This is a genomic window from Brevirhabdus sp. (genome assembly GCF_052826345.1).
The window spans coordinates 35,546-61,191 of the sequence record NZ_JBRBUA010000020.1 but is presented as its reverse complement, the minus strand read 5'-3'; the positions used below and the strand labels follow the sequence as shown (position 1 = coordinate 61,191).

22 protein-coding genes and 2 pseudogenes are annotated in these 25,646 nt (G+C 65.8%); 6 read left to right on the top strand and 18 right to left on the bottom strand.

Annotated features, from left to right (window positions below):
* Positions 1-84: 84 nt before the first annotated feature.
* Both ACU0BR_RS03300 and ACU0BR_RS03295 read right to left on the bottom strand, forming a co-directional pair.
* Positions 85-1,086, bottom strand: a complete 1,002-nt coding sequence (locus tag ACU0BR_RS03300) for a pseudouridine-5'-phosphate glycosidase (RefSeq protein WP_446155418.1) — start codon at positions 1,084-1,086, stop codon at positions 85-87.
* Complete coding sequence (locus ACU0BR_RS03295) at positions 1,083-1,976, bottom strand: PfkB family carbohydrate kinase (protein ID WP_446155417.1); 894 nt, start codon at positions 1,974-1,976, stop codon at positions 1,083-1,085. The genes ACU0BR_RS03300 and ACU0BR_RS03295 overlap by 4 nt, the downstream gene beginning before the upstream one ends.
* Before the next feature lie 212 nt (positions 1,977-2,188).
* Here ACU0BR_RS03295 and rpsB point away from each other — a divergent pair, with 212 nt between their 5' ends.
* Both rpsB and tsf read left to right on the top strand, forming a co-directional pair.
* Positions 2,189-3,043, top strand: a complete 855-nt coding sequence (gene rpsB, locus ACU0BR_RS03290; RefSeq protein WP_446155416.1) for a 30S ribosomal protein S2 — start codon at positions 2,189-2,191, stop codon at positions 3,041-3,043.
* Between the two features lie 80 nt (positions 3,044-3,123).
* Positions 3,124-3,996, top strand: coding sequence for a translation elongation factor Ts (gene tsf / locus ACU0BR_RS03285; RefSeq protein WP_446155415.1), 873 nt, complete (start codon positions 3,124-3,126; stop codon positions 3,994-3,996).
* Between the two features lie 288 nt (positions 3,997-4,284).
* Here the strand turns inward: tsf and ACU0BR_RS03280 are convergent, their stop codons facing one another.
* The 12 genes and pseudogenes from ACU0BR_RS03280 to ACU0BR_RS03225 all read right to left on the bottom strand — a co-directional run bounded on the left by ACU0BR_RS03280 (position 4,285) and on the right by ACU0BR_RS03225 (position 15,937).
* A complete protein-coding gene (locus tag ACU0BR_RS03280) occupies positions 4,285-4,980 on the bottom strand; it encodes a helix-turn-helix transcriptional regulator (RefSeq protein WP_446155414.1) in 696 nt (231 codons plus the stop codon).
* 307 nt (positions 4,981-5,287) lie between these two features.
* Complete coding sequence (gene phoB, locus ACU0BR_RS03275; protein WP_446155413.1) at positions 5,288-5,983, bottom strand: phosphate regulon transcriptional regulator PhoB; 696 nt, start codon at positions 5,981-5,983, stop codon at positions 5,288-5,290.
* On the bottom strand, positions 5,980-6,696 hold the full coding sequence (gene phoU, locus ACU0BR_RS03270; RefSeq protein WP_446155412.1) for a phosphate signaling complex protein PhoU: 717 nt from the start codon (positions 6,694-6,696) through the stop codon (positions 5,980-5,982). The genes phoB and phoU overlap by 4 nt, the downstream gene beginning before the upstream one ends.
* Before the next feature lie 12 nt (positions 6,697-6,708).
* Positions 6,709-7,566, bottom strand: a complete 858-nt coding sequence (gene pstB / locus ACU0BR_RS03265) for a phosphate ABC transporter ATP-binding protein PstB (RefSeq protein WP_446155411.1) — start codon at positions 7,564-7,566, stop codon at positions 6,709-6,711.
* Between the two features lie 11 nt (positions 7,567-7,577).
* Positions 7,578-8,372: pseudogene (gene pstA, locus ACU0BR_RS03260) on the bottom strand (phosphate ABC transporter permease PstA); the annotation flags it as partial.
* A 513-nt stretch (positions 8,373-8,885) separates the two neighbouring features.
* A pseudogene (locus ACU0BR_RS03255) lies at positions 8,886-9,359 on the bottom strand (DUF3333 domain-containing protein); the annotation flags it as partial.
* 11 nt (positions 9,360-9,370) lie between these two features.
* Positions 9,371-10,744 carry a phosphate ABC transporter permease subunit PstC gene (pstC, locus tag ACU0BR_RS03250; protein ID WP_446155410.1) on the bottom strand — a complete coding sequence of 458 codons (1,374 nt, stop codon included), beginning with the start codon at positions 10,742-10,744 and terminating at the stop codon, positions 9,371-9,373.
* A 154-nt stretch (positions 10,745-10,898) separates the two neighbouring features.
* On the bottom strand, positions 10,899-11,897 hold the full coding sequence (locus ACU0BR_RS03245) for a PstS family phosphate ABC transporter substrate-binding protein (protein WP_446155409.1): 999 nt from the start codon (positions 11,895-11,897) through the stop codon (positions 10,899-10,901).
* Between the two features lie 155 nt (positions 11,898-12,052).
* Positions 12,053-13,093 carry an ATP-binding protein gene (locus tag ACU0BR_RS03240; RefSeq protein WP_446155408.1) on the bottom strand — a complete coding sequence of 347 codons (1,041 nt, stop codon included), beginning with the start codon at positions 13,091-13,093 and terminating at the stop codon, positions 12,053-12,055.
* A 36-nt stretch (positions 13,094-13,129) separates the two neighbouring features.
* A complete protein-coding gene (locus ACU0BR_RS03235) occupies positions 13,130-14,335 on the bottom strand; it encodes a trans-sulfuration enzyme family protein (RefSeq protein ID WP_446155407.1) in 1,206 nt (401 codons plus the stop codon).
* A gap of 25 nt (positions 14,336-14,360) precedes the next feature.
* Positions 14,361-15,041, bottom strand: a complete 681-nt coding sequence (gmk, locus tag ACU0BR_RS03230) for a guanylate kinase (RefSeq protein ID WP_446155406.1) — start codon at positions 15,039-15,041, stop codon at positions 14,361-14,363.
* 2 nt (positions 15,042-15,043) lie between these two features.
* Positions 15,044-15,937 carry a YicC/YloC family endoribonuclease gene (locus ACU0BR_RS03225; protein ID WP_446155405.1) on the bottom strand — a complete coding sequence of 298 codons (894 nt, stop codon included), beginning with the start codon at positions 15,935-15,937 and terminating at the stop codon, positions 15,044-15,046.
* A 214-nt stretch (positions 15,938-16,151) separates the two neighbouring features.
* Between ACU0BR_RS03225 and ACU0BR_RS03220 the strand changes: the two genes are divergently transcribed.
* Positions 16,152-16,766 carry a PAS domain-containing protein gene (locus ACU0BR_RS03220; RefSeq protein WP_446155404.1) on the top strand — a complete coding sequence of 205 codons (615 nt, stop codon included), beginning with the start codon at positions 16,152-16,154 and terminating at the stop codon, positions 16,764-16,766.
* A 148-nt stretch (positions 16,767-16,914) separates the two neighbouring features.
* Here ACU0BR_RS03220 and ACU0BR_RS03215 read toward each other — a convergent pair whose 3' ends face one another.
* Positions 16,915-18,288: a class II 3-deoxy-7-phosphoheptulonate synthase gene (locus ACU0BR_RS03215; protein ID WP_446155403.1), complete on the bottom strand. Its 1,374-nt coding sequence runs from the start codon at positions 18,286-18,288 to the stop codon at positions 16,915-16,917.
* A 179-nt stretch (positions 18,289-18,467) separates the two neighbouring features.
* Here ACU0BR_RS03215 and ACU0BR_RS03210 point away from each other — a divergent pair, with 179 nt between their 5' ends.
* Positions 18,468-19,475 (top strand): GlxA family transcriptional regulator, encoded by a 1,008-nt coding sequence (locus tag ACU0BR_RS03210; protein WP_446155402.1) that lies wholly within the window; start codon positions 18,468-18,470, stop codon positions 19,473-19,475.
* A gap of 3 nt (positions 19,476-19,478) precedes the next feature.
* On the opposite strand, the gene ACU0BR_RS03205 is transcribed toward ACU0BR_RS03210, so the two are convergent.
* The gene (locus ACU0BR_RS03205) at positions 19,479-20,447 is read right to left on the bottom strand and encodes a LysR substrate-binding domain-containing protein (RefSeq protein WP_446155401.1); all 969 of its coding nucleotides are present in this window, start codon (positions 20,445-20,447) and stop codon (positions 19,479-19,481) included.
* Positions 20,448-20,539: 92 nt separating this feature from the next.
* On the opposite strand from ACU0BR_RS03205, the gene ACU0BR_RS03200 reads away from it, so the two are divergent.
* Positions 20,540-22,021: a catalase gene (locus tag ACU0BR_RS03200; RefSeq protein WP_446155400.1), complete on the top strand. Its 1,482-nt coding sequence runs from the start codon at positions 20,540-20,542 to the stop codon at positions 22,019-22,021.
* A 133-nt stretch (positions 22,022-22,154) separates the two neighbouring features.
* On the opposite strand, the gene ACU0BR_RS03195 is transcribed toward ACU0BR_RS03200, so the two are convergent.
* On the bottom strand, positions 22,155-23,060 hold the full coding sequence (locus ACU0BR_RS03195) for a DUF6456 domain-containing protein (RefSeq protein WP_446155399.1): 906 nt from the start codon (positions 23,058-23,060) through the stop codon (positions 22,155-22,157).
* A gap of 463 nt (positions 23,061-23,523) precedes the next feature.
* Here ACU0BR_RS03195 and ACU0BR_RS03190 point away from each other — a divergent pair, with 463 nt between their 5' ends.
* Positions 23,524-23,814: a DUF6477 family protein gene (locus tag ACU0BR_RS03190; protein WP_446155398.1), complete on the top strand. Its 291-nt coding sequence runs from the start codon at positions 23,524-23,526 to the stop codon at positions 23,812-23,814.
* Positions 23,815-23,871: 57 nt separating this feature from the next.
* On the opposite strand, the gene ACU0BR_RS03185 is transcribed toward ACU0BR_RS03190, so the two are convergent.
* On the bottom strand, positions 23,872-25,425 hold the full coding sequence (locus ACU0BR_RS03185) for a trimethylamine methyltransferase family protein (protein WP_446155397.1): 1,554 nt from the start codon (positions 25,423-25,425) through the stop codon (positions 23,872-23,874).
* Positions 25,426-25,646: the final 221 nt, after the last annotated feature.

The window sequence follows — 25,646 nt, the reverse complement described above, 5'->3', positions numbered from 1 at the left end:
GAGGGTATGGGCAGCGCAGCCAGACTGCAATGCCGCCGCGTCACCTGGCAGGCCATAGCGGCGCGCGCCCCTGCTGTCACGGCCTTAAAGTGGTGTGCCGGACGGGAAACCGTCCTGCGGCGCGTCCGGGCGGGTCGGGGCGGGTGCCGTGGTGGGGGAGCGCAGGGCGGCGGCGATGCGTGCGGCCAGCTGCGCGTTGTCGAGCACGAGCGCGATATTGGTCGCCAGCGACCGCCCTTCGGTAAGCGTGTAGATCCGGTCCAGCAGGAACGGTGTGACCGCCTTGCCGGTGATGCCCTGTGCCTCGGCGTCGGCTGTCGCGCGTTCGATGATCGGGCGCATGGTGTCGCGGGGGATCTCATGCGCGGCCGGCACCGGGTTCGCCACGAGCTGCCCGCCCGCAAGCCCCAGCGCCGCGCGCATCCGATGTGCCGCTGCGATCTCCGCGGGCGTGTCGAGCCGCAGCGCGGCGGGCAGCCCGCTGCTGCGCGACCAGAAGGCGGGGAAATCGTCGGAGGCATAGGTGATGACCGGCACGCCGGAGGTTTCCAGCACCTCCAACGTTTTCGGGATGTCCAGAATGGCCTTCGGGCCCGCGGCCACGACCGTCACCGGCGTCTGCGCCAGTTCGTCCAGATCGGCGGAAATGTCGAAACTGTCCTCGGCGCCTTGGTGAACGCCGCCGATGCCGCCCGTGGCGAAGACCTCGATCCCCGATAGGGCGGCCGCGATCATCGTGGCGGCAACGGTCGTGGCGCCGTTGCGCCCCAGCGCCATGCAGACCGCAAGATCCGCGCGCGACAGCTTCATCACGTCGCGCATCCGCGCCAGCGATTCCAGCTCCTCCCGACCAAGCCCGACGCGCAGCTGCCCGCCCAGAACCGCGATGGTGGCGGGAACGGCGCCCGCATCGCGCACCGCCTGTTCCACCTTCAGCGCGGTTTCCAGATTGCCGGGGTAGGGCATCCCGTGGGTGATGATCGTGCTTTCCAGGGCCACGACAGGCAGCCCGTCGCGCAGCGCGCGCGCGACCTCGGCGGACAGCTGCGGCGCGATCCTGGCGGTGGGGGCGGGCGGGAAGGTCATAGGGCGGTATCTCCGGATACGTAAAGGGCGGCGGCGGTCAGCGCGTCTTTCAGCGCGGCCTCGGGATCGGCGCCGCGCCATTCGGCCGCGATATGCGCCCCCATGAACGTGTCGCCCGCGCCGGTCACGCGGGTGACCAGAACCGCAGGCGGCGTCATGCTGAGCAGCCCGTCGGGGCCGCCATGGGTGGCGGGCGCGTCGCCATGGGTGACCGATACGCGCGTCGCGCCCCGGTCGAGCAACGCCTGCGCCGCGCTGCGCGTGTCGGCGAAGGGCCGCTGGCACAGGATGGAAGCCTCTTCGAGGTTCACATAGGTGGTCGCGCCCGGGTGCGGCAGCAGCGGCAGCAGACGCTCCGCCTTGCCGGGCGATGCAGGCGCCAGCCGCAGATCCGCGCGCGCAAAGGCGGGGTGCCCGGCAATTTCGGCCAGCAGCGCGGTGGTCAGATTGCCGTCGATGGCGATCAGGCCGGGGTAGGGCGCCTTGCTGCTGCCAAGCGGGCCGTCCATCAGCGGCGCCAGATAGCGCGCGCCCGCGGCTTCCAGCGAATGGGCGTCGGCGATGGCCGCGATCAGCCCGTTGCCGCCCTCCACCGCCATGTAGCGATCGGTGGGCAGATCGGCGGAGATATAGAGATGTTCGGTCAAAAGCCCGAGACGCGTGCAGGCGGCCAGCAGCTCGCGCCCCTCCGCATCGCTGCCCAGCACGCTCAGGAGCGCGGGCCGCAGGCCGAATCGTTGCAGCGTCATCGCGACGTTCAGCGCGACACCGCCGGGCAGGCGGGTGATCCGCCCCGGCACGTCCGCGCCCGCCCGCATGTGGCTGGCGGATCGGCCGATGATGTCCCAAAGCACGGAACCGATGCACAATATGTCAGGCTGGCTGTTCATGCCCTCCGTTCGATCAGATGCGGGCTGGCGCATCAAGGCGCGATTGCGCCGCCCCGCGTCGATTGCGCTTGCAAAGCGGGCCGCGTTGGCCTAACCCGCCCACACTTCACAGGCGGGGCCTGGGCCGCGCGGGGAGACATCCCGCAAGGTCCGCCGGTTGAGCGAACGCTCTGAACCCCCGCCGAGGCGCAAACCGGAAAAGGAACATGGACATGGCGCTCCCTGATTTCACTATGCGTCAGCTTCTGGAAGCTGGCGTTCACTTTGGTCACCAGACCCAGCGTTGGAATCCCCGCATGGGCGAATTCATCTATGGTGACAAGAACGGCATTCACATTCTCGACCTGACGCAGACCGTCCCGATGCTGGACGCCGCGCTGAACGTCGTGCGCGAAACCGTCGCCAAGGGCGGCCGCATCCTGTTCGTGGGCACCAAGCGTCAGGCGCAGCGCCCCGTCGCCGATGCCGCGGAGCGGTGCGCGCAATACTACATGAACCACCGCTGGCTGGGCGGCACGCTGACCAACTGGAAGACGGTGTCGAACTCGATCAACCGCCTGAAGGCCATCGACGAGCAGATGGAAATCGGCGCCGAGGGTCTGACCAAGCGCGAGCGTCTGTCGATGGAACGCGAGCAGACCAAGCTTCAGGCGTCGCTGGGCGGTATTCGCGAAATGGGCGGCGTGCCGGATCTGCTGTTCATCATCGACGTGAACAAGGAAGACCTGGCCATCAAGGAAGCCAAGAAACTGGGCATCCCGGTCGTCGCCATCGTCGATTCCAACGCCTCGCCCGATGGCATCGACTATATCATTCCCGGCAACGACGACGCGGCCCGCGCCATTGCGCTTTACTGCGATCTGGTCAGCCGAGCCGCGCTTGACGGCATGACCGCCCAGATGGGCGCCGCCGGCATCGACATCGGTGAAATGGAAGTCGCCCCCGAGGAAGAGGCGCTTGAAGAAGCCCCGGCCGAAGGCGTCGAGGTCGGCCAGGCGTCGGACGAGACAGTGTCGAACGACGCGATCGCCAAGGATGCGCCCTACGAGCTTGAAAACAAGGGCTGATCGCCGTTTGTCGAGCTGAATTTTCGGGTCGGGCAGGGGTCCGATCCGGCCCCCACACCCCATTTCGAGGAGAGCCGCAAATGGCAATCACCGCTGCAATGGTCAAGGAACTGCGCGACACCACGGGCGCAGGCATGATGGACGCCAAGAAGGCCCTGACGGAAACCGATGGTGACATGGATGCGGCCGTCGACTGGCTGCGCACCAAGGGGCTGGCCAAGGCCGCCAAGAAATCCGGTCGCACCGCCGCCGAAGGTCTGGTCGCCGTGGCGCTGGAAGACGGCAATGCCGTCGCCCTGGAGGTGAATTCGGAAACCGATTTCGTCGGCAAGAACGCCGAATTCCAGAAGATGGTCGCCGATTTCGCCCGCGCCGCGCTGAACGTCGACGACGTCGAGGCGCTGAAATCCCAGCAGGTCGAGGGCACATCCGTCGAGGATGTGCTGACCAACAAGATCGCCACCATCGGCGAGAACATGACCATCCGCCGGATGGCCAAGGTCAGCGGCGAGAGCGTGACCGCCTATGTCCACAACCAGGTTGCCGAAGGCATGGGCAAGATCGGCGTCCTGGTCGCGATGAAGGGCACCGACAACGGCATCGGCCGTCAGATTGCCATGCATGTCGCCGCCGCCAATCCCGCGTCGCTGGGCGAGGCCGATCTGGACCCCGCGCTGGTCGAGCGCGAAAAGACCGTGCTGACCGAACAGGCGCGCGAATCGGGCAAGCCCGAACAGGTCATCGAAAAGATGATCGAAGGCCGGATGAAGAAGTTCCTGTCCGAAGTCACGTTGCTGGGGCAGGCCTTTGTCGTCAATCCCGACCAGACGGTTGCAGAGGCCGCCAAGGAAGCCGGCGTCGAGATCACCGGGTTCGTCCGCCTGGCGGTTGGTGAAGGCATTGAAAAAGAAGCCGAAAACTTCGCCGAAGAAGTGGCGAAGATGAACGCCTGATCCCGGCGCGCCCATCGGCATCACGAAAGCAAACGGCGCGACCTGGTCGCGCCGTTTTTTTCTTGCCCGTCTATCGGGGATGAGGGAGCTGGCAAGAAGGTGTCGGTGTCGACGGTCACACAATACCCCGCCGACACCAACGTCCGGTTGCCCGGGTGTCTGATTGCGCCTGGAATTAGCAGGCCTTCCCAGACACTTAGGTTCCTTGGCTAATGCCACCACTCACGGAACTGGGGTATTATGCATAGTTACGTGGCGTCATTAAAGTAACGGAATCCATACCTTCCCCTACGTAAAGCTCAGGGTGGACGGCATGGTGCAGAAGATCTGATTGGTGTTCATCGCCTTCATCACCGCCTGCGCCGTGTTGTCGACCTTGAGGTTCTGCCGCGCCAGCCGCAGGTGTTTCTCGATCGTGGGGCGGGTCAGATCCATGATCATGGCGATGTCCTGCGCGGTCTTGCCTTCGGCCGCCCATTCCAGCACCTCGCGCTGGCGCAGGGTCAGCGGGGAAAGCGACCCGGCGACGGGCAGTTGCAGCAGCTTCAGATGCAGGATCTTGTTGATCAGGAGGATATAGTCACCATCGCTGTTCCAGATCCCATCGACGTCGTCCTGGCTGAGCCCATGGCGCGCGGTCAAGGCGATTCCGCCACTGGCGCGGACCGAGAGATTGAGAAAGCTTACGGTATATCCGGCGGTTACACCCATCTTTTGATTGAACGCATGGGCCTTGCGCTCGATGTCGCTTAATCGACCGGCGGCGTCTTCTTCCTGAACCCAGCGCCAACTGCACGCACCGGCATGTTCGCGCGTCCAGCGTACGGTGGGCGCATATCTGTAGAACTCATTCTCCATATACCCGTTGAAATAGCTCTCGGGGTGACTGGACAGGGTGACGACATCGTCACCTTCGCCTTCGGCACTGTGCGAAAAGCTGCGCACCACGCGGTAGATGAGCCGATCGAATCCGAAATCTTCCATCAGTTTTCGGTGCAGTGCCCAAGCGGCCTCGCTGCTCTCCGAATTGATGAGGCGGTGCAGATGCTCGGTCAGCATCTGAACACGGGAATTGCGATAGGATGTGTCGATAAAAAAATACTCATAACCTGTACCCGGGTTGCGAAAGGCAAACCGACTTACGCGACTGAAAAATCTTATGAAAGCAGCCTCTACATCGTCAAGGCTGGATACAAGTTGCTGTCACATCACAAAATCGTGAGGTTACGCGCGCGCGCCCGGTGCACGTGAGCGTTAACCGAAAATTAACACATAATATCGATTATAGGATTTAACCCAGAGCGTAACCGGCGCCCCTTACGGTGCGCAACGGATCGTCGCCGCCGTGCTGGCGCAAGGCTTTGCGCAGCCGTCCTATATGCACATCCACAGTCCGCGTATCGACATAGATGTCGCGGCCCCAGACCCGGTCCAGCAGCTGTTCGCGGCTCCAGACGCGGCCCGGCTTTTCCATGAAGGTCGCCAGAAGACGAAACTCGGTCGGTCCCAACGACAGGATCTGATCCGCGCGGAACACCTTGTGCGTTTCCGCATCCAGCAGGATGTCGTCGAAGACAAGGCTTTCGCCCACCGCCGCAGCGCGCACCCGGCGCAGCTGGGCGCGCACGCGGGCCATCAGTTCCACCACCGAATACGGTTTGACCACGTAATCGTCGGCGCCGGTTTCCAGGCCGCGCACCTTGTCGACCTCTTCCGAGCGTGCCGACAGCATGATGACCGGGATCGCCTTGGTTTCCGTACGGGTCTTCAACCTGCGGCACACCTCGATCCCCGACAGGTTCGGCATCATCCAGTCCAGCACGATGATGTCCGGCGGATCCTCGGCCACCAGCAGCATCGCGTCCTCGCCATTGTCGGCCTGCAAGACGCGAAAGCCCTCGGCCTCCAGGTTGTAGGCGAGCACCTCGCGCTGTGCGGGCTCATCCTCGACCACCAGAACCGTGGGCGTGTCGGAGGCGCGTCTCATCTGGGTTCCAGCCCCTCATAGCTGGTGCGGTCGCTCTTGGGGCGGCTTTCCTCGGGCATTTCGCCGTTGACGGTATAGATCACCTGTTCCGCGATCGAGGTCACGTGGTCGCCCATGCGTTCGATATTCTTGGCGATGAAATGCAGGTGCATGCAGGCCGTGATGTTGCGGGGATCTTCCATCATGAAGGTTACGAATTCACGAAAGAGCGCATTGTACATCTGATCGACATCGGCGTCGCGCTGGCGCACGTCCTCGGCCAGATCGGCGTCGCGCTGCACATAGGCGTCCAGCGCGTCCTTCAGCATCGCCTCGACCGCGCGCGACATGCGCCGGATCGCGCCGCCCGCGCCTTCGATCTGGTCCATCTGCACCAGCGCCGATGTGCGCTTGCCCATGTTCTTGGCGTAATCGCCCACACGTTCCAGATTGGCGCTGATCTTGATCACGCTCAGCACCATGCGCAGATCGCCGGCGGTGGGCGCACGCAAGGCGATCAGCCGCGCGGCGGCGATGTTGACCTCATCCTCTAGCGCGTCGATGCGCTTGTCGGCGCGGCGCACCTGCTCGGCCAGCTCCTCGTCGCGGGTATCGAGCGATTTGGACGCATCCTGGATCGCGGCCTCGACCAGCCCGCCCATCTTCATGATCATCGCCTGAATGGATTCCAGGTCGCGGTCGAATGCCGAAGCGATATGAGCGTAGTCTGACATGGGCGGACCTCCTCAGCCGATACGGCCGGTTATGTAGGATTCGGTGCGGCTGTCGCCGGGTTTGGTAAAGATCGTGGTCGTGTCGCCATATTCGACCAGATTGCCGAGGTGGAAAAACGCTGTCTTCTGGCTGACCCGCGCCGCCTGCTGCATGGAATGGGTGACGATCACCACCGAATAGCGCGAGCTCAGATCGTCGATCAGTTCCTCGACCTGGGCCGTGGCGATCGGGTCCAGCGCGGAGCAGGGTTCATCCATCAGCAGCACCTCGGGCGCCGTGGCGATGGCGCGCGCGATGCACAGCCGCTGCTGCTGACCCCCCGACAGGCTGGTGCCCGGCTGGTGCAGCCTGTCCTTCACCTCATCCCAGATGGCGCCGCGACGCAGGGATTTCTCAACGATTTCGTCGAGTTCCGACTTGTTCTTGGCAAGTCCGTGGATGCGGGGGCCGTAGGCGATGTTGTCGTAGATGGATTTCGGAAACGGGTTGGGTTTCTGGAACACCATGCCGACCTTGGCGCGCAGCTGCACCGGGTCGACGGCGCGGTCATAGATGTCATGGCCGTCCAGCAGGATGGTGCCGTCGACGACCGCGCCGTCGATGGTGTCGTTCATGCGGTTGATGCAGCGCAGAAAGGTGGATTTGCCGCAGCCCGACGGCCCGATGAAGGCGGTGACGGTCTTGTCCAGGATCTCGACATCCACATCGCGGATCGCGTGGGTCGAACCGTAGTGGACATTGACGTTGCGCGCGGAAATCTTGCTGCGGGCGGCATCGGCATCGGCGGCCCCTGCCCCGTCGGTTGCAACGGCGCCTGTGGCGGGCTCCTCCGTCGGCTGTGCCGCGTTTCGCAATTGTGTGTTGTTCATCGAGCCAGTTCCTACCATCTGCGTTCAAACCTGCGGCGCAGGAAAATTGCCAGGGCGTTCATGAGGATCAGAAAGATCAGCAGCACGACGATCGCCAGCGATGTGCGCGCCTCGAAGGCGCGTTCGGGAAAGTCGGACCAGCGGTAGACCTGCACCGGCAGCACCGTCGCGCTGTCCAGGATGCCGCCGGGCACGTCCACGATGAAGGCCACCATGCCGATCAGGATCAGCGGCGCGGTTTCCCCCAGCGCCTGTGCCATGCCGATGATCGTGCCGGTCAGGATGCCCGGCATCGCCAGCGGCAGCACATGGTGGAACGAACTTTGCAGCTTGGACGCGCCGAGCCCCAGCGCCGCGTCGCGGATCGAGGGCGGCACCGCGCGGATCGACGCACGGCTGGCGATGATCACCGTGGGCAGCGTCATCAGCGCCAGCACGATGCCGCCCGCCAGCGGTGCGGAACGCGGCACCCCGAAGACGCCCAGAAACACCGCCAGCCCCAACAGACCGAAGACGATCGAGGGCACCGCCGCGAGGTTGTTGATATTGACCTCGACGAAATCGGTGAAGCGATTGCGCGGCGCGAATTCCTCCAGATAGATCGCGGCCAGCACGCCAATGGGAAAGGCCAGCGCAAAGGTCACGAGCATGGTCCAGAAAGAGCCCACCGCGGCGCCCCAGATGCCCGCAAGCTCCGGCTCCCGGCTGTCGGAGGCGGTGAAGAAGCGTGTGTTGAACACCGTGTCCACGCGGCCCTCGGATTTCAGGGTTTCAAGCCAGACGATCTGCTCGTCCGATACCTTGCGGCTTTGCTCCGGCAGGTCGGTGAAATAGAGCGTCCAGTCGGTGGACGCGTTCACCGGTTCGTCGGGGGGCGCCAGCATCTGCGCCAGTCCGCCCGAGGCGCTCAGCTCGGTCAGCTTGAACCAGCCGCCATTCGCGCGCAGCAGGACCGAGGCGTTGTCGGCGCCCAGCTTTTCGGTGCCGCCGTCGGCGCGGGCGCGGTCCTCCATCTCCTGCGCCTTGGCGAGCAGGGCGTCCCGCGCCGCGCTGCGCTGGTCGACCTGGGCCAGATATTCGGCCTTCTGGTCGGGGTCGGTGGCTTTTTCCGCGCGGCTGCGGAACACGTTGACGCCATTGTCCTGCAGCACCGCCTGCCGCCGCAGCCGGGCGGCGTCGTCCAGCAGATCGGCCTTGAGCGCCTCCAGCGCGGGAACGAAGGCCGCATTGCTGAGCGTGACGGCAAAGGTCTTGCCTTCGGGCGCGATGCTCAGGCTGCCGGTTTCGGGCTGCTTGGACAGCCCACCGTAGGCGCCCTTGAAATAAAGGTCGGCCACATCCGAGGCGAGAAACCTGTATTCGATGGTCTGACCCAGCAGCGCCGGATTGGCCGACACTTTCTGCGCCAGCTCGAAACTCGCCCCCGAAGACAGCAGGTCGTAAAGCTCGCGCTTGGCGCTGCGGGATTTGACCTGGGGGAATTGCTCGCGCAGCACTTCCTTGGACAGGCCCGAGAAATCGGCGCGCAGGATGGTTTTCGGATCGCGCGTGCCTTCGGGGTCCAGCTTGGCCGCGTCCAGCGTGACGGGCAGCGTCAGATAGGTTTCCGTCAGCGCCCCCACCGCCTTGAAGACCACCGAGTTCAACAGCACGACCAGCGCCAGCGCCGCCAGCCCGATCGCGGTGATGCCATAGGCCTTCAGCCGCTTTTCCGAGCGGCGGCGCGCCTTGGCGCGGCGGGCCGAGGCGGGGGTGTCGGTGAAGGGCGCGAGCTTGGGGGATGTCTCGTCCATGGCGGGCGTCCTCATTCGTACATTTCACGGTAGCGGCGCACCAGCCGCAAGGCGAGGATGTTCATCAGCAGCGTCACGCAGAACAACGCGAACCCAAGGGTGAAGGCCGGCCCCGCCGCGGTGTCGGCTTCGGTGTCGCCGGTGATCAGCATGACGATCTGCACCGTCACGGTGGTCACCGCCTCCAGCGGGTTGAGCGTCAGGTTCGCGCCCTGCCCCGCCGCCATCACCACGATCATCGTCTCGCCCACGGCGCGGCTGATGCCCAGCAGCACCGCCGACACGATCCCCGGCAGCGCGGCGGGCAGCACCACCTGGCGGATCGTCTCGGCCTTGGTGGCGCCCAGCCCGTAGCTGCCGTCGCGCAGGCTTTGCGGGACCGCGTTGATCACGTCGTCGGACAGCGAAGAGATGAACGGAATGATCATGATGCCCATCACCAGCCCCGCCGCCAGCGCGGATTCCGACGCGATGGAAACCCCGACGGAATCGCCGAGGTTGCGCAGGAAGGGCGCCACCGTGATCGCGGCGAAAAAGCCGTAGACGACGGTGGGGATGCCGGCCAGCAGCTCCAGCATCGGCTTGACCACGGCGCGTACCCGGCGGGAGGCGAAATCCGACAGGTAGATTGCGGAAAACAGCCCCACCGGCACCGCCACGATCATCGCGATCAGCGTGATCAGGAAGGTGCCCGCGAAGAGCGGCACCGCGCCCACGCGGTCGGGGCTGATCTTGCCCGCCTGCACGCCCGAAAGCGGGCTCCAGTTGGTGCCGAACAGGAACTTGTCGATGCGCCAGTCGATCATCGAAAAGAAATTGAACGTCTCGAAGATCAGCGACAGCACGATCCCCAATGTCGTCAGCACCGCGATGGCGGCCATCGACCACAAGACGCCCCGGATCACCCGTTCGGAATTGTTGCGTGCGCGATAGGCGGGGGTGACAGCGAGATAGGCGCGCAGCCCCAGCCCGAGGCTGACGGCAAGCGCGAGGACGAGCGTGCCCCAGCGGCGCCAGCTGTCCAGCACCGCATAGCGCTGTGCGATCCGGTCGCGCAGCGCGCCGGTGCGCGAGGTCAGCCGCCCTTCGGCCTGGGCCTTGGCGTCCGACAACACCAGCGAGCGCTCGATTCCCGAACTGTCGGGCAGCGAGGTCGCGATGTCATTGCCGAGGACGTAGTTGTTGAGTGCGCTCCAGCCGATGCCGACGACCAGCAACACAAGGATACCGCCGATAAAGGCGTTCAGCGCCGCGTTCAGCCCGTGATAGGCGGCACGGGAGTGCAGCACCTGCCCTGACGCCGAAAGCGCCGCTGCCCTGCGCAGCGACAGCAGGTAGACCGCCGCACTGACCAGGACGATACCAACAAATGTCGTGGTGAGCATTGCGCCCCCTAGATAAAACGCGACGCCGGGCTGCCGCCAGTTCGCACGGGCCTAGCGCATCGGGGCCGCGGGGTGCAAGGGGCGGGCGCACCGCCCCTTGCCGTTTGCGTTCAGCGAAACACGTCGCCAAAACGCGGATCGATCGCGTCGCGGATCACTTCCAGGCGTCTGCGGTCATCTTCTTCAGCTCGCCCACGGCCGCTTTCATCTTGCCGTGCTCGTCTTCGGTCAGCGGGATCAGGCCCTTGTCGACAAGGTAGCCTTCCTGGCCGCTGGCGGCGTCGGACAGGAATTCATTGGCGTATTCCTGAACACCGGGCACCGCGCCGACATGCGCGTCCTTGATGTAGAAGTAGAGCGAGCGCGACACCGGGTAGTCGCCCGACGCAATGTTCTCGAAGGTGGGCTCCATGCCGTCGACGGTGGCGCCCTTCAGCTGGTCGGCGTTCTGGTCGAGGAAGGAAAACCCGAAGATCCCCAGCGCGTCGGGGTTCGCTTCCAGCTTGGAGACGATCAGGTTGTCGTTCTCACCCGATTCGATATAGGCGCCGTCCTGGCGGATCGTCACGCCGTCACAGGCGACCTTGTCGGTGTCGGCACAGCCTTCGTGCATCACCAGCTCTTCGAAGGCATCGCGCGTGCCCGACGAGGGCGGCGGGCCGAGAACCTCGATCTTCAGCGGCGGCAGCGAGGGGTCGACCTCGTTCCACATGGTGGGCTTGGGGCCGTTTTCGGCCAGTGCGATCACCAGCTGTTCGCGGGTCAGCTGGAAATCGGGGCCCTGCATCGCGTTGGCGACGACGATGCCGTCATAGCCGATCACCGCTTCGGTGATGTCGGTGACGCCGTTGTCCTGGCAGGTCTTGAATTCCTTTTGCTTCATCCGGCGCGACGCGTTGGTGATGTCGGGGCTGTCGACGCCGACACCGGCGCAGAACAGCTTCAGCCCGCCGCCCGATCCGGTGGATTCGACGATCGGTGTCTGGAAATCCGTGGTGCGGCCGAACTGCTCGGCGACGGCGGTGGAGAACGGAAAGACCGTGGACGAGCCGACGATGCGGATCTGCTCGCGCGCGGTGGCTGCGGTGGCGGTGGCGGTTGCCGACACGGCGGCCAGCGCCAGGATGGAGACGGTCAGTTTCGCGTAGGACATTCGAATATGCTCCGTTGTATTTTCAGGGGCCGCGTGTTCCGCGAACCTGTCGCTGAGCTAATGAGATAGCGCTATGGTTTTGTGACACCAGTGTAACGGTTTTATGACAATGCACGGGGCGATGCGCGGGACGGAGAAAATTTTCCGCCGCGCGCTCAGGCCAGCGGCAGAAACATCGTGAATTCCGTGCCCTGCCCCGGCTGGCTGGCGATTTTCAACCGGCCGCGGTGGCGGTTGACGATGTGTTTCACGATCGCCAGCCCCAGCCCCGTGCCGCCCATCTGGCGCGATCGGTGGTTGTCCACACGATAGAATCGTTCGGTCAGCCGTGGCAGGTGGTGGGCCTCTACGCCTTCGCCCTGGTCGGCCACCGACACGCATAGGCAGCGGGCGCGCAGCACCGGCTCGCGTTCCACAATGCGCGCGGCGATGGTGACGGTCTTGTCGCGCCCGCCGTATTTGATGGCGTTCTCGACAAGGTTCTGGACCGCCTGGGTCAGCTGATCCGAATCGCCATTGACCGCCGCCCCCGGCAGATCGGTCTGCAACACCAGCGTCACCCCCTGTTCGGCGGCGCCGGGCGACAGCGTCGCCATCACCGCACGGATCAACGCGATCACATCGACCGCCTTGGCCGGGCGCACGCGCTCCTGCGTCTCGACGCGGCTGAGCGACAGCAGGTCCTGCACCAACCGGTTCATGCGGCTGGCCTCGCGTTCCATCACCCCCAGAAACCGGTCGCGCGCGGCGGCGTCATCGCGCGCGGCGCCGCGCAGCGTCTCGATGAAGCCCAGCAGCGCCGTCAGCGGCGTGCGCAGTTCATGGCTGACGTTGGCCACGAAATCGCGGCGCATCTGGCTGGCCTGCTCTTCGGGGCTGATGTCCTCGAAGCTCAGCAGGATGCCGTCGGGCCGCTCCGCGCTGCCCAGGGGCGCGGCGGTGAGGCGAAAGGCGGTTTCGCTGCCCGCCGCCACCAGATAACGCGCATTGGTGGCGGTGCCGCTTTCCAGCGCGCGTTCGATCGCTTCCAGCACGGCGGGCTGTCGGATCAGCGTGACGAAATGGCGGCCTTCGGCGTTGCGTCCGAGCAGATCGCGCGCGGCGGCGTTGGCCAGGCGCACCCGCTCTGATCTGTCGATCAGGACGGCGGCGCCCGGCAGTGCGTTCAGGATGCGGCGGGCGGTTTCCATATCCATTGGCGTACCCCTTTCCCGCGTCGCGCTTGTGCGTCGTCAGCCGCGCGCGGCGGCGACGCCCCTGGTGAACTCGGCCAGGATCAGCTCGATCGGTTCGATCCCGGTGGAGACGCGGAAAAACCCTTCGCTGATGCCCAGGTCCGCGCGCCCTTCCGCCCCCAGCGCCCGATGGGAGGAGGAGGCGGGATGCGACAGCGTCGTGCCCACGTCGCCCAGCGTCGGCGCAAAGGCCAGATCGGGCACGGCGGCGGTCAGCCGGTTGGCCGCCTCGCGCCCGCCGTCGAGAACAAAGCTGACCATATTGCCCGCAACCCCGTTCAGCACCCCCGCCGCGCGGTTGTGGTCGGGGTGGTCGTTGCGGCCGGGATAGAGCACCTGCGCGACACCCGGCAGATCGGCCAGCAGCTCGGCGAGCCTGGCCGCGTTCTGCTGCGCGCGGTCGAAGCGCAGATCAAAGGTGTAAAGCCCGCGCTCCGCCAGCCAGCAATCGAAGGGGCTGGGGGTAAAGCCCATGGTGATGACCGCATCGTCGATCGCGGCCTGATGCTCGGCGCGGGCGGCGGCCACATAGCCCAGCATCGCGTCTGCGTGGCCCGACAGCAGCTTGGTCACCGAATGGATCACGATATCCGCGCCCTCGACCAACGGCTTGTAGGCGCGCGGCGTGGTGAAGGTGTTGTCCACCGCCAGCAGCGCGCCCTGCGCCTTGCAGGCCGCGATGATCGCGGGCATGTCGGCGATGCGCAGCGTCGGGTTGGACACGGTTTCCACCAGCACCAAGCGGGTATCGGGCCGGATCGCCGCGGTCATCGCGGCGCCGTCGGTGGGGTCGGCGAAATCGACCGAGATGCCGAGCCGCGGCAGCTGTTCGGTCATCATCCTGAGCGAGCGGCCATAAAGCTGATTGCCGGCCACCACGTGATCGCCCTGTTTCAGCAGCCCGAACAGTGCCGCCGCCACCGCCGCCATGCCCGAGGACACCACGATCCCGCCGGGGGCGCGTTCCATCATGTCGAGCTTTTGCGCCAGCACCCGTGCGTTGGGGTGGCCTTCGCGCGAATAGGTGAAGCCCTGGGTTTTGCCGTCGTATTGCGCATCCAGCGCGTCGGGCGTGGGGCTGGCATAGACCACCGAAGGCTGCAGCGGCGTGACCACCGCGCGGCTGACGCTGTCGGGCCAGGGCGTGCGGCGCACCAGGTTGTCGGGCATGTGTTCGGATTTGTATTCGGACGAGTCGGTCATCTGCGCGGGCTCCTTCAAGGGTCGGTCAGCGGTTCGGGGGGCTGTCCTCGGCTGGCGCGTGCTCGCCGGAGCGCTCTTCGAATTCGCTGTTCAGATCGCGCACCAGTTCGATCAGCCCGGGCTGGCGGCTGCGCTTCAGCCGCTCGGCGGTGACGATGGCGCGCACCTCTTCGGTGGCGCGGTCGATGTCGGAATTGACCAGAACGTAATCATATTCCGCCCAGTGGCTGATCTCGTCGCGGCTGCGCGCCATGCGCTTGTCGATCACCTCGCCCCGGTCCTGGCCGCGCGTCAGCAGGCGGCGTTCCAGCTCCGCGATCGAGGGCGGCAGCACGAAGATCGACACCGTGTCCTCGGCCCGCAGCGAGTTGCGGATCTGCTGGCCGCCCTGCCAGTCGATGTCGAACAGCACGTCGATGCCCTGCTTGAGCGCCTCGACCACCGATTTCTTTGGCGAGCCGTAGAGATTGCCGAACACCTCGGCGTGTTCCAGCATTTCGCGGTCCTCGACCATTTTCTGGAACGTGGCGCGGTCGCGGAAATAATATTCCCGCCCCTCGACCTCGCCCGGGCGCGGCGCGCGCGTGGTGGCCGAGACGGAAAACTGGATTTCGGGATCCCATTCGCGCAGACGCCGCGCCAGGGTCGATTTGCCCGCCCCCGAGGGCGACGACAGGATGATCAGCAAACCACGACGGCCGCGCATGTCTACTCCAGGTTTTGGACTTGTTCGCGCATCTGATCGATCAGCGACTTGAGGTCAAGACCGATCCCCGTCAGCCGCGTCGATCCCGACTTCGAACATAAGGTATTTGCCTCGCGGTTGAATTCCTGCATCAGGAAATCCAGCTTGCGCCCGATCGGCCCCCCGGCCTGCATCAGCGAGCGTGCGGCGGCGACATGTGCGGTCAGGCGGTCCAGCTCTTCCGTCACATCGGATTTGACCGCCAGCAGCGCCAGTTCCTGTGCGATGCGCGTCGGGTCGAGCCCGTCGGCGTTGTCGAGGATCTGTGCCAGATTGCGCGCCAGCGCCTCGCGAACCTGGGCCTGTCGTTCCTGCGCGGCGGCGGGCGTCTGCGCCAGCAGCGCGTCGATATCGTCAAGCTGGCGCGACAGCACCGCCGTCAGCGCGGCGCCTTCCTCGGCGCGCATCCGCGCCAGTGCCTGGATCGGGCCCTGCACATCCTGCGCCAGCTTGGCCGCGATGCGCCCCTCCTGCCCCGTGCGGCCGGTGTCGTCGCCGGTAATGCCGCGAAACGTCAGCAGGTCCATGGCCGTCGGCGGCGTCAGCAGAACGCCCGCGCGCGCCGCCTGATCGGTGATCTTCGCGACCGCCTCCAGCAGATGGGTGAGCTGCGCGGGGTTCGATGCGAACTGCGTCTCCGCGTCGTCGCGGGTGATGCGCAAGGACACGGTGATGGCGCCGCGGGAAAAGGTCTTTGCGATCTGCTGGCGCAGGTTCTGTTCCAGCCCCGGCAACCAGTCGGGCACGCGCAGGCGCAGATCCAGCCCGCGCGCGTTCACGCTGCGCAGATCCCAGGTCCAGACATAGGCGCCCTCGGCACCGCTGGCAGAGGCAAAGCCGGTCATCGATTGCGCCATCTTGCTGGAGTCCTTTTGGATGTGGCTGGTTAATTATACGCTAACCAATGCCGGTCTAGGGTTATCAGAGCCACCGGCGCATCACAACTCGGCCCCCCTCGCCTGCGCCCTTTTCCGGGTGCTTCCCCGGGGGTTCCGCGCTTGCCTGTGAACGCGCGGAGGCCCCGGAAGCCCACCGTCACCGCAGCAGCCGCTGCAACCGCCGAGGATCGACATGACCCCATTGCCCCCGCCGCTCGCCACGCTTCGTTCCTATTGGGCTTCGCTGCGCGCGGACCCCGCACCGCCGCGCCGGTCGCAACTGGATCTTCGGCTGCTGGGGGGTCATGCGGTTGATGCTTTCCTTCTCGGTCGTGTCACCGGCGCGCCCGCGCGGCTGCGCCTCGGCAATCCCGCGCTCAGCGCCCTCAGCGGGATGGAAGTGCGAGGCACCCCCTTCGCGGGGCTGTTCCGGCCCGCTTGCCGCACGGCGCTTCACGATGTTCTGGGGCCCGTGCTGGTGGGCGAGGCGCAGGCGGTGCTGCATCTGAGCGGCGATGCCGCGCAGGGGCTCATGCTGTTGCTGCCGCTGGCGCGCGAGTCCGATCGTCAGGACGCGGCGCTTGGCGGGGTGGCTTTCGACGCGCCCGCGCGCAAGCCCTGCCGTCTTCGGCTGGACCGGGCCGTTGTGCTGCCCCTGCCCGCCATCCCGGCCGCCCTGTTCCATCCCGCGGGTCTTGCGGAAGAGGCGGCGCCGTTTCGGCCCGCTCCGCGCCAATCTCTATGCCAATTCCCGCGTCAATTCCCGCGCAGGCCGCCGCAGCCCTTCCTGCGCGCGCCGCCCCGCTAGGCTGTGGCGAAGCCAGAAGCGGAGACAGGATCGCAGTTCACGCGCGGCAATACGGTCGAAACCGGGCCGCAGAGCGGGCTACAGGCGGGACCATGGAAAGGCGTCACACCGAAGCGGCCGTGCGATATCACCGCACCGCCGCCCGGTTTCACATGGCGCTCGCTTCGCTCCGCCTGCCGGGCTGGTTGGAAAGCTCCTCGGCGACGAGGAAGGCCAGCTCCAGCGCCTGACTGGCGTTGAGACGCGGATCGCAGGCGGTGTGATAGCGATCCGACAGATTCTCTTCGGTTACCGCCCGCACGCCGCCGGTGCATTCGGTCACATCCGCGCCCGTCATCTCGAAATGCACACCGCCGGGGATCGTGCCCTCGGATTTGTGGATGGCGAAGAATTCCTGGACCTCGCGCAGCACCGAATCGAAGGGGCGCGTCTTGTAGCCATTGGCCGACTTGATCGTGTTGCCATGCATCGGATCGCAGGACCAGACGACGTTGGCGCCCTCTTCGCGCACGGCCTGGACCAGATGCGGCAGCTTGTCGGCCACCGTCCCCGCCCCGAAACGCGCGATCAGCGTCAGGCGGCCGGCCTCGTTTTCGGGGTTCAGCTTGGCCATCAGCGATTTCAGGTCGTCCGTGCTCATCGAGGGACCGCACTTCAGGCCCAGCGGGTTCTGGACGCCGCGGCAGAATTCGACATGCGCCCCGTCCGGCTGCCGGGTGCGGTCACCGATCCAGATCATGTGACCCGAGCCCACAACCGGCAGGCCCGTGGTCGAATCGATGCGCGCCAGCGCCTCTTCGTATTCCAGCAGCAGCGCTTCGTGGCTGGTGTAGAAATCGACCGATTGCAATGTGTGGGCGGTATCCTGATTGACGCCGGCGGCCGCCATGAAATCCAGCGTGTCGGAGATCCGGTTCGCCAGATCGCGGTATTTCTCCGCCTCATCCTGTTCGGTGAAGCCCAGCGTCCAGGCGTGCACCTGATGCACGTCGGCATAGCCGCCCTGGCTGAAGGCGCGCACCAGGTTCAGCGAAGCCGCCGCCTGGGTGTAGGCCTGCAACATGCGCTGCGGATCGGGGCTGCGCGCCTCCGGCGTGGGGGCGATGTCGTTGATGATGTCACCGCGATAGCTGGGCAGCTCCTGCCCGTTGACCATCTCGGTCGGTGCGGAGCGCGGCTTGGCGAACTGACCCGCCAGGCGCCCTACCTTCACCACCGGCGTCTTGGCGGCATAGGTCAGCACCATCGCCATCTGCAACATCACCTTGAAGGTGTCGCGGATGCTGTCGGCGTCGAATTGCGAAAAGCTTTCGGCGCAATCGCCGCCCTGCAACAGGAACGCATTGCCGCGCGACACGTCGCCCAGCGCCCGCTTGAGCTTGCGCGCCTCGCCCGCGAACACCAGCGGGGGATATTTCGCCAGTTTCGCCTCGACCGCCTTCAGCGCGGCATCGTCGGTATAGTCCGGCATCTGCACGCGCGGTTTCTTGCGCCAGTCGGATTTGTTCCAGGCCCCTGTCATGTCACGGCTCCAGCTCGGTTAGCGATAGCAGGCCCGGGTATAGGCGCTGCGCCCCCGTGATGCCAGTGGATAATCCCGCGCCGCCGCGGGCCGCGGCGCGCGGCGCGGTGCAATCGGCACTTGCGGCGCGGGGCCGAGTATGTATGCGTGCCCGGTAACAGTCAGCAAGGTGCGCGATCATGGCGACGGCTCCTACCACAGCTCGGGTTGAACGCACCGGCCGGAAACCGAAGAGGTTCGTCTTCGTGCTGCTGCCCAATTTCACGCTTCTCTCCTTTTCCTGCGCGCTGGAGCCGCTGCGCATCGCCAACCGCATGGCGGGCGGCCAGCTTTACAGCTGGACCCTGATCGGCGAAGGCGGCGATGTCGTGCAATGTTCCGCCGGGACCGAATTCAGGTTGAACGGCGATCTGGAGGATGTGGGCCGCGACGACATGGTGCTGCTGTGCGGCGGCCTGAACGTGCAGGAGGCCTCGACCAAGCGTCTGGTCAACTGGATCCGGCGCGAAGCCCGCCGCGGCGCCACCATCGGCGGTCTGTGCACGGCCGGCTATACCCTGGCGCGGGCCGGGCTGCTGGACGGGCGGCGCGCCACCATCCACTGGGAAAACCAGGACAGCTTTCTCGAGGAATTCGAGGACGTCGAGCTGACGAAATCGGTCTTCGTGATGGATGGCAACCGCTACACGACCGCGGGGGGCACCTCGTCGATCGACCTGATGCTGAAGCTCATCGCCGAGGATCACGGCGAGGATCTGGCAAGCTGCGTCGCCGATCAGTTGATCTATTCGTCGATCCGTACCGATCAGGACACCCAGCGGCTGTCGATCCCGACCCGCATCGGGGTGCGCCACCCCAAATTGTCGACGGTGATCCAGATGATGGAAAAGAACATCGAGGAACCGATCAGCCCGGCCTGTCTGGCGCGCGACGTCGGCATGTCGACCCGGCAGCTGGAACGGCTGTTCCGCCGCTACCTCAGCCGCAGCCCGAAACGCTACTACATGGAAATACGCCTGCAACGCGCGCGCAACCTGCTGATGCAGACGGACATGAGCGTCATCAACGTCGCGCTCGCCTGCGGTTTCGCATCGCCCTCGCATTTCTCCAAATGCTACCGCGCGCATTACGACACGACCCCCTACCGCGAACGCGGAGCCAAGGCCGCGCGCCATCACCACGATTAGGGCTCAGGCCTTCTTCTGGTCCGAAATATCCCCGCCGGAGGCACCGGCCGCCACAGGCTGCTCGGCCAGCAATCTCCGTCCCGCCGCGCGCAGGATCGCGGCCAGCGCGTCGATCCAGTCGGGCCGCGGCCCGCCCGCGCGCCAGACCAGACCGACGGTGCGCTGGGGCTGCGGGTCTGCAAAGCGGGTCAGGCGCAGCCCGGGCGCGGCCGCGGTCTCGGTCCGGCAGGCGATCTCGGGCAACAGCGTCATGCCGAAGCCGCCCGCCACGAGACGGCACAACGTCGCCAGCGACGACGCGCCCAGATCCAGCCGCCGGTCCGGGCGTTCCAGGCTGCACACCTCAAGCGCCTGATCGGCGAGGCAATGGCCCTCGTCCAGCAGCAGCAGCCGGTCGAGATCCAGATCGGCGGGGCGCGTCGGCGGCGCGCGGTGGCCGAACGCACGCGCCTGCTGCGGCGATGTCGCCAGCACGAACCGATCGTCGAAAAGCGCGATCCGGTCGAACCCCGGCTGCGCCAGCGGCAGCGCCACGATCGCCGCGTCGAGCCGCCCCTGCGCCAGATCGTCCAGCAGCGCGTCGGTCATCGCCTCGCGCAGCCGCAGATCGAGCGACAGGTTGGCCGCGCGCAGCTGCGGCAGCGCCAGCGGCAGCAGATAGGGCGCGACCGTGGGGATCACCCCCAGCGTCAGACGCCCCGCAAGCCCTGCCGACCGGCGCGCCGTGGCCTCGATCGAGGCAAGGTCCTGCATGATGCGCCGCGCCCGGGCCAGCACCTCATGGCCCAGGGGCGTCAGAAGCGCACGGCGGGGCTGGCGTTCGACCAGCGAAGCGCCCAGCTGACGCTCCAGGTCGCGGATCTGCACCGACAGCGCGGGCTGGCTGACATGGACCCGCGCGGCCGCGCGCCCGAAATTCTGCGTCTCCGCCAGTGCGATAAGCGCACGCAATTGTTTAACCGTTATATTCATAACCAAAATCTATCAGAACAAGAACGAAAGACAATTTCACTTTTCCGCCGCGCCGATCCATCTTGCCGCTCGAAATACCTTTGGAGGATTCGATGGCTGACAGACCCCGTTTGACGACATCCGCCGGCGCGCCCGTTGCCGACAACCAGAATTCCAAGACCGTGGGCCCCCGCGGCCCCGTCTTGATGGAAGACTACCAGCTGATCGAAAAGCTGGCCCACCAGAACCGCGAGCGGATCCCCGAGCGTGTGGTCCACGCCAAGGGCTGGGGCGCCTATGGCACGCTGCGCGTCACGCAGGACATCAGCAGATATACCCGCGCGGCCGTGTTCCAGAAGGGCACGCAGACCGAGATGCTGGCGCGGTTTTCCACCGTGGCGGGCGAACAGGGTGCCGCCGACGCCGAGCGCGACGTGCGCGGCTTTGCGCTGAAGTTCTACACCTCCGAGGGCAACTGGGATCTGGTGGGCAACAACACGCCCGTCTTCTTCGTCGCCGACCCCTACAAGTTTCCCGATTTCATCCACACCCAGAAACGCCACCCGCGCACCAACCTGCGCTCGGCCACGGCGATGTGGGATTTCTGGTCGCTCTGCCCCGAAAGCCTGCATCAGGTGACGATCCTGATGTCCGACCGCGGCATCCCCACCGATCCCAGCCGGATGAACGGCTACGGCAGCCACACCTTCAGCCTGTGGAACGACAAGGGCGAGCGGTTCTGGGTCAAGTTCCACTTCAAGACCCAGCAGGGCCACGCGCATTTCACCAACGACGAGGCCAGCCAGGTCATCGCCAAGTCGCGCGAAAGCTATCAGGAAGCGCTCTATGGCATGATCGAGGAAGGCCGTGGCCCGAAGTGGACGATGTACATCCAGGTCATGCCCGAGGGCGAAGAGGACAAGCTGGGCCACAACCCCTTCGATCTCACCAAGGTCTGGCCGCATGGCGATTACCCGCTGATCGAGGTCGGCGAGATGGAGCTGAACCGCAACCCGGAAAACTATTTCGCCGAGATCGAGCAATCGGCCTTCAACCCGTCCAACGTGGTGCCGGGCATCGGATTCTCGCCCGACAAGATGCTCCAGGGCCGGCTGTTCAGCTATCCCGACGCGCACCGTTACCGGATCGGCACGCATTACGACATGCTGGAGGTCAACAAGCCCAAGTGCCCCGTCGCGCATTACCACCGCGACGGCACCATGCCCTTTGGCCTGAAAACCAACCCCGACGCCTATTACGAGCCCAACAGCTTTGACGGCCCGGTCGAGGATCCTTCGGTGGCCGAGCCGCCGCACCGCTACGCGGGCGACGTCGACCGCTATGATTTCCGCGGCACCTCGGATCACTACACCCAGCCCGCCGCGCTGTTCGCGCTGTTCGACGAGGGTGAGCGCAACCGCCTTTACGCCAACATCGCCGCCGCGATGCAGGGCGTTCCGCAGGAAATCGTCGACCGCCAGCTGGCGCATTTCGACAAGGTCCACGCCGATTACGGCAACGGCGTGCGCGCCGCGCTGAAAAAGGCCGAAGGCGACAACGCCAGCCTGAGCACCGGCCACGCCGCCGCGGAGTAAGCTGCGGACACGATGAGCTGAAGAAAAACGCCCTCGCGGGGATCTGCGGGGGCGTTTTTTTGTTTGGGTGACCCTAATAATATACAAAAGGTTCGCCCCCGGCCGGCGCGGCCCCCTTCTCCTTCACACCGCCCTACCCGATCAGGCGCGGCCTTTCCGCCGACAGGGTCGCGTAGTGCTGGGCCAGTTGCTGCAACGCGATGCGCAGCACGATCTTGCCCGAGCGGGCGGACCAGCCCATGCGCTTTTCGGCGGCCTCCAGCCCTTCGAGAAAGCAGCAGCAGCGCAGCAGGATGTCGCCCAGTCCCGGCCCCAGATCGGCCAGCGCGTCGCTGACGCGTTTGCGCGCGGCGGCGGGGCCTTCGCAGATGCCGCCGTCGCCCGCCCCCAGCCCGCCGCCGCAGCCGGCGGTCATGAACTTGTCCCAGTTCTGGGTGATGCGCGCGCCCATCTGGGCCAGCTCGAAATCCTCGCGCAGCCGCTCGCCCGCCTGGACCAGCTCCGCCGACAGGAAGGCCGCGCCGGTCTTTGGGTCGCGCCGCCGCGACAACACGCCCAGCGGCGATTCCGCCAGGTTGTAGCGTTGGCGAGGTTTTTCACGCGCGGGCGCGGCCCCGTCCGCACCGGGGCGGCGTGCCTGCGCGATCTGCGGCCCGGCGGTGAAATCGCGGTGCTGATCGCCGAAGATGTTGCGCTCCTCCGCCTGGCCCAGCGTCGGTTCCGCGCCCGGCGGCTGGCGCGCGATCATCCGTTTCAGCGCGGCGCGGCCCAGCGGCGTGATCTCATAGCGCGCGATCTTTCCCGTCTCGACGCAGGCGATCCATTCCTTCAGCGCAAAGGCCTGCGCCAGTTTGCGCTCGACCACCGCGGTGCGGGTCGGCTGCTGCCCCTTGTTGCAGCGCAGGACGGCGGCCCTGGGCATCAGGTCCGACACCACCAGCGTCGCGTCGGTTTCGCACATCCGGCGCAGGATGCGGCGCGCTTCCTTCTCGATCAGGCTGTCATCGATGCAGGCGTGTTGGCGTAGCGGTGCGTTCATGGATCGCTTTTCCTTCGTTGAGATCTGCGGTCGCGGTGCCGAAATGCTGGTGCCCAGGACCTTTAGGACCGCGTCGATCAGCGGATCGTCGCGGCGCATTTCCACCCGGCGCACGAGGCGCAGCACCGTGGAGGCATGACACCCCCTGTCGCGTGCCAGGGACCGGATCGAGCGACCGGATTCCGTATGCGCGAGATAAATTCGTGCATCCGGCGGCACCCAGTCCGGCAAGCAACTGGAATTCAGGTCTGTGGCTGTGACAACCATTCGGCCCCCCCGACTGCAATGGCCCATCGAGGTTGAGTTGGATTGGTTACACTTTGGTTAAAATAAGCGAAAATTAAGCAAATTGTTTCGATTTTTTAAACAATGGTTAAACCACCGTTCTCGCAAAACCCTCCCCGCGCAACACCCGGCAAAGCGCGGTTATGACTGCGATATCCAATCTTCAGGAGGTGTTTCCATGAGCGAAGCCGCACAATTGCTGTCCCAGATCCGTCGTCCCCGCCTGCTGATGCGCGCCGTGCGTATTGCAATGCGCGAATACAACCGCGAGAGGGATCTGAAACGGGTGCTGCGACAGGACAGGCTGCTGTCGCCGCTGCGCATGCTGGAGCGGCTGATCGTGCTGGAGGAAGCTCTGGAGGAAAGCCGGGTGTCGGGCGACGCGGCCTATAACGCCTGCCAGCACATCGAGGCGCTGGTCGCGATGATCGCCGAGGCGCGGCTGATCAGGTCCCGGCCCGCCGCCTGAGACGGCGGACGGGCGCGGGGCGGAGGGGTTCAGCGAGGGGGCATCGCCGGGGGAAGGTCAGGCAAAGGCATCCGGCATGGAATGCTTTTTCTGCTCGACAAAGGCGAGCAGCGCCTCGCGTACGGCGGGATCCATCTGCGGCTGCTGATAATCGCCCAGCAGCTTCTTGACGCGCGCGCCCGCCAGTTCCTGGGTGTCGCGGCTGCCCTGGTCGGCCCAGGTTTCATAGGGCTTGTAGTCCAGCAGGTCGCTGCGCCAGAACGCTTCCTTGAAATTGGCCTGGGTATGGGCGCAGCCCAGATAGTGCCCGCCCGGCCCGACCTCGCGGATCGCGTCCATCGCCTGACCGTTGTCGTCCATGAAGACACCCTTGGCAAAGCTGTGCAGCGCGCCCAGCTGGTCGGCATCCATCACGAATTTCTCGAAGGAGGCCACCAGCCCGCCCTCGAGCCAGCCGCAGGCGTGCAGCATGAAGTTCACCCCCGACAAGAGCCCCATGTTCAGCGAATTCGCCGTCTCATAGGCGGCCTGGGCGTCGGGCAGCTTGGAGCCGCAGAACGATCCCGCCGAGCGGTAGGGCAGCCCCAGCCGCCGCGCAAGCTGACCCGCGCCGTAGGTGATGTGGCTGGCTTCGGGCGTGCCGAAGGTGGGCGCGCCGGAATTCATGTCGATCGAGGTGACGAAGGCGCCGAAGATCACCGGCGCGCCCTGGCGCACCAGCTGGCTGTAGGCGACACCCGCCAGCACCTCGGCCAGCACCTGGGTCAGCGTGCCGGCCACCGTGACGGGCGCCATCGCGCCGCCCACGATGAAGGGCGAGATGATCGCCGCCTGATTGTTGCGCGCATAGACCTCGAGCGCGCCCATCATCGTGGCGTCGAAGGTCAGCGGCGAGTTGATGTTGATCAGCGAGGTCAGGACCGTGTTGTCCTGCACGAACTGCTCGCCGAACAGGATGTTGCACATGTCCACCGAATCCTGCGCCCGGCTGGGCTCCGTCACCGAACCCATGAAGGGCTTGTCGCTCAGCGTCATGTGCGCGAACAGCATGTCGAGGTGGCGCTTGTTGACCGCGATGTCGGTGGGTTCGCAGACGGTGCCGCCGGAATGGTGCAGCCATTTCGACATATAGCCCAGCTTTACGAATTTTTCGAAATCGGCCATCGTCGCATAGCGGCGCCCGCCTTCGGCGTCGCGCACGAAGGGCGGCCCGTAGACCGGCGCCAGCACCAGGTTGCGCCCGCCGATCTCGACCGACTTGGACGGGTTGCGCGCCACTTGGGTGAACTGCGAGGGCGCGGTGGCGCACAGCTTGCGCGCCAGCCCGCGCGGGATGCGGACGCGTTCGCCCTGTACGTCGGCGCCTGCCTCGCGCCAGTGTGCCAGCGCGGCGGGATTCTCGACGAAGTTGACGCCGATCTCTTCCAGCACGGTTTCGGCGTTATGCTCGATGATCTGCAACGCCTCTTCGTTCAACACTTCGAAATTCGGAATGTTGCGTTCGATGAAGCGGGCGGTCTCGATCCTGACGGCGGTGCGTTCGGCGCGGCGCGCGGCGCCCCCGCCCGAGCGGGCGCGACGCGTTGGGGCGGCGGAGGATGCTTGGGTCATGGTCATTAGCCCTGATGTTGCCTGTTGCTAGCGTCATAGTGGTATCGGCGCGGGCATTTAGAGGGTTTTGCGCCACTTCGGTAGCGAAAGCGACATTTGCGGTCCCGACCGCGATTTTTTCGCCCGGTTGCACATGCGGCTGCCCCCGACCTCGACCCGATCTCGACCCGACCGCGCCGCTGCCCCCGCCGCCCGACGCCGCCCCCGACCCTGCCCCCGAC

Bases quoted from the DNA above. Each gene is read 5' to 3' on its own strand.
- ACU0BR_RS03300 (WP_446155418.1), bottom strand. From the start codon at position 1,086: ATGACCTTCCCGCCCGCCCCCACCGCCAGGATCGCGCCGCAGCTGTCC.
- ACU0BR_RS03295 (WP_446155417.1), bottom strand. From the start codon at position 1,976: ATGAACAGCCAGCCTGACATATTGTGCATCGGTTCCGTGCTTTGGGAC.
- rpsB (WP_446155416.1), top strand. From the start codon at position 2,189: ATGGCGCTCCCTGATTTCACTATGCGTCAGCTTCTGGAAGCTGGCGTT.
- tsf (WP_446155415.1), top strand. From the start codon at position 3,124: ATGGCAATCACCGCTGCAATGGTCAAGGAACTGCGCGACACCACGGGC.
- ACU0BR_RS03280 (WP_446155414.1), bottom strand. From the start codon at position 4,980: ATGGAAGATTTCGGATTCGATCGGCTCATCTACCGCGTGGTGCGCAGC.
- phoB (WP_446155413.1), bottom strand. From the start codon at position 5,983: ATGAGACGCGCCTCCGACACGCCCACGGTTCTGGTGGTCGAGGATGAG.
- phoU (WP_446155412.1), bottom strand. From the start codon at position 6,696: ATGTCAGACTACGCTCATATCGCTTCGGCATTCGACCGCGACCTGGAA.
- pstB (WP_446155411.1), bottom strand. From the start codon at position 7,566: ATGAACAACACACAATTGCGAAACGCGGCACAGCCGACGGAGGAGCCC.
- pstC (WP_446155410.1), bottom strand. From the start codon at position 10,744: ATGCTCACCACGACATTTGTTGGTATCGTCCTGGTCAGTGCGGCGGTC.
- ACU0BR_RS03245 (WP_446155409.1), bottom strand. From the start codon at position 11,897: ATGTCCTACGCGAAACTGACCGTCTCCATCCTGGCGCTGGCCGCCGTG.
- ACU0BR_RS03240 (WP_446155408.1), bottom strand. From the start codon at position 13,093: ATGGATATGGAAACCGCCCGCCGCATCCTGAACGCACTGCCGGGCGCC.
- ACU0BR_RS03235 (WP_446155407.1), bottom strand. From the start codon at position 14,335: ATGACCGACTCGTCCGAATACAAATCCGAACACATGCCCGACAACCTG.
- gmk (WP_446155406.1), bottom strand. From the start codon at position 15,041: ATGCGCGGCCGTCGTGGTTTGCTGATCATCCTGTCGTCGCCCTCGGGG.
- ACU0BR_RS03225 (WP_446155405.1), bottom strand. From the start codon at position 15,937: ATGGCGCAATCGATGACCGGCTTTGCCTCTGCCAGCGGTGCCGAGGGC.
- ACU0BR_RS03220 (WP_446155404.1), top strand. From the start codon at position 16,152: ATGACCCCATTGCCCCCGCCGCTCGCCACGCTTCGTTCCTATTGGGCT.
- ACU0BR_RS03215 (WP_446155403.1), bottom strand. From the start codon at position 18,288: ATGACAGGGGCCTGGAACAAATCCGACTGGCGCAAGAAACCGCGCGTG.
- ACU0BR_RS03210 (WP_446155402.1), top strand. From the start codon at position 18,468: ATGGCGACGGCTCCTACCACAGCTCGGGTTGAACGCACCGGCCGGAAA.
- ACU0BR_RS03205 (WP_446155401.1), bottom strand. From the start codon at position 20,447: ATGAATATAACGGTTAAACAATTGCGTGCGCTTATCGCACTGGCGGAG.
- ACU0BR_RS03200 (WP_446155400.1), top strand. From the start codon at position 20,540: ATGGCTGACAGACCCCGTTTGACGACATCCGCCGGCGCGCCCGTTGCC.
- ACU0BR_RS03195 (WP_446155399.1), bottom strand. From the start codon at position 23,060: ATGAACGCACCGCTACGCCAACACGCCTGCATCGATGACAGCCTGATC.
- ACU0BR_RS03190 (WP_446155398.1), top strand. From the start codon at position 23,524: ATGAGCGAAGCCGCACAATTGCTGTCCCAGATCCGTCGTCCCCGCCTG.
- ACU0BR_RS03185 (WP_446155397.1), bottom strand. From the start codon at position 25,425: ATGACCCAAGCATCCTCCGCCGCCCCAACGCGTCGCGCCCGCTCGGGC.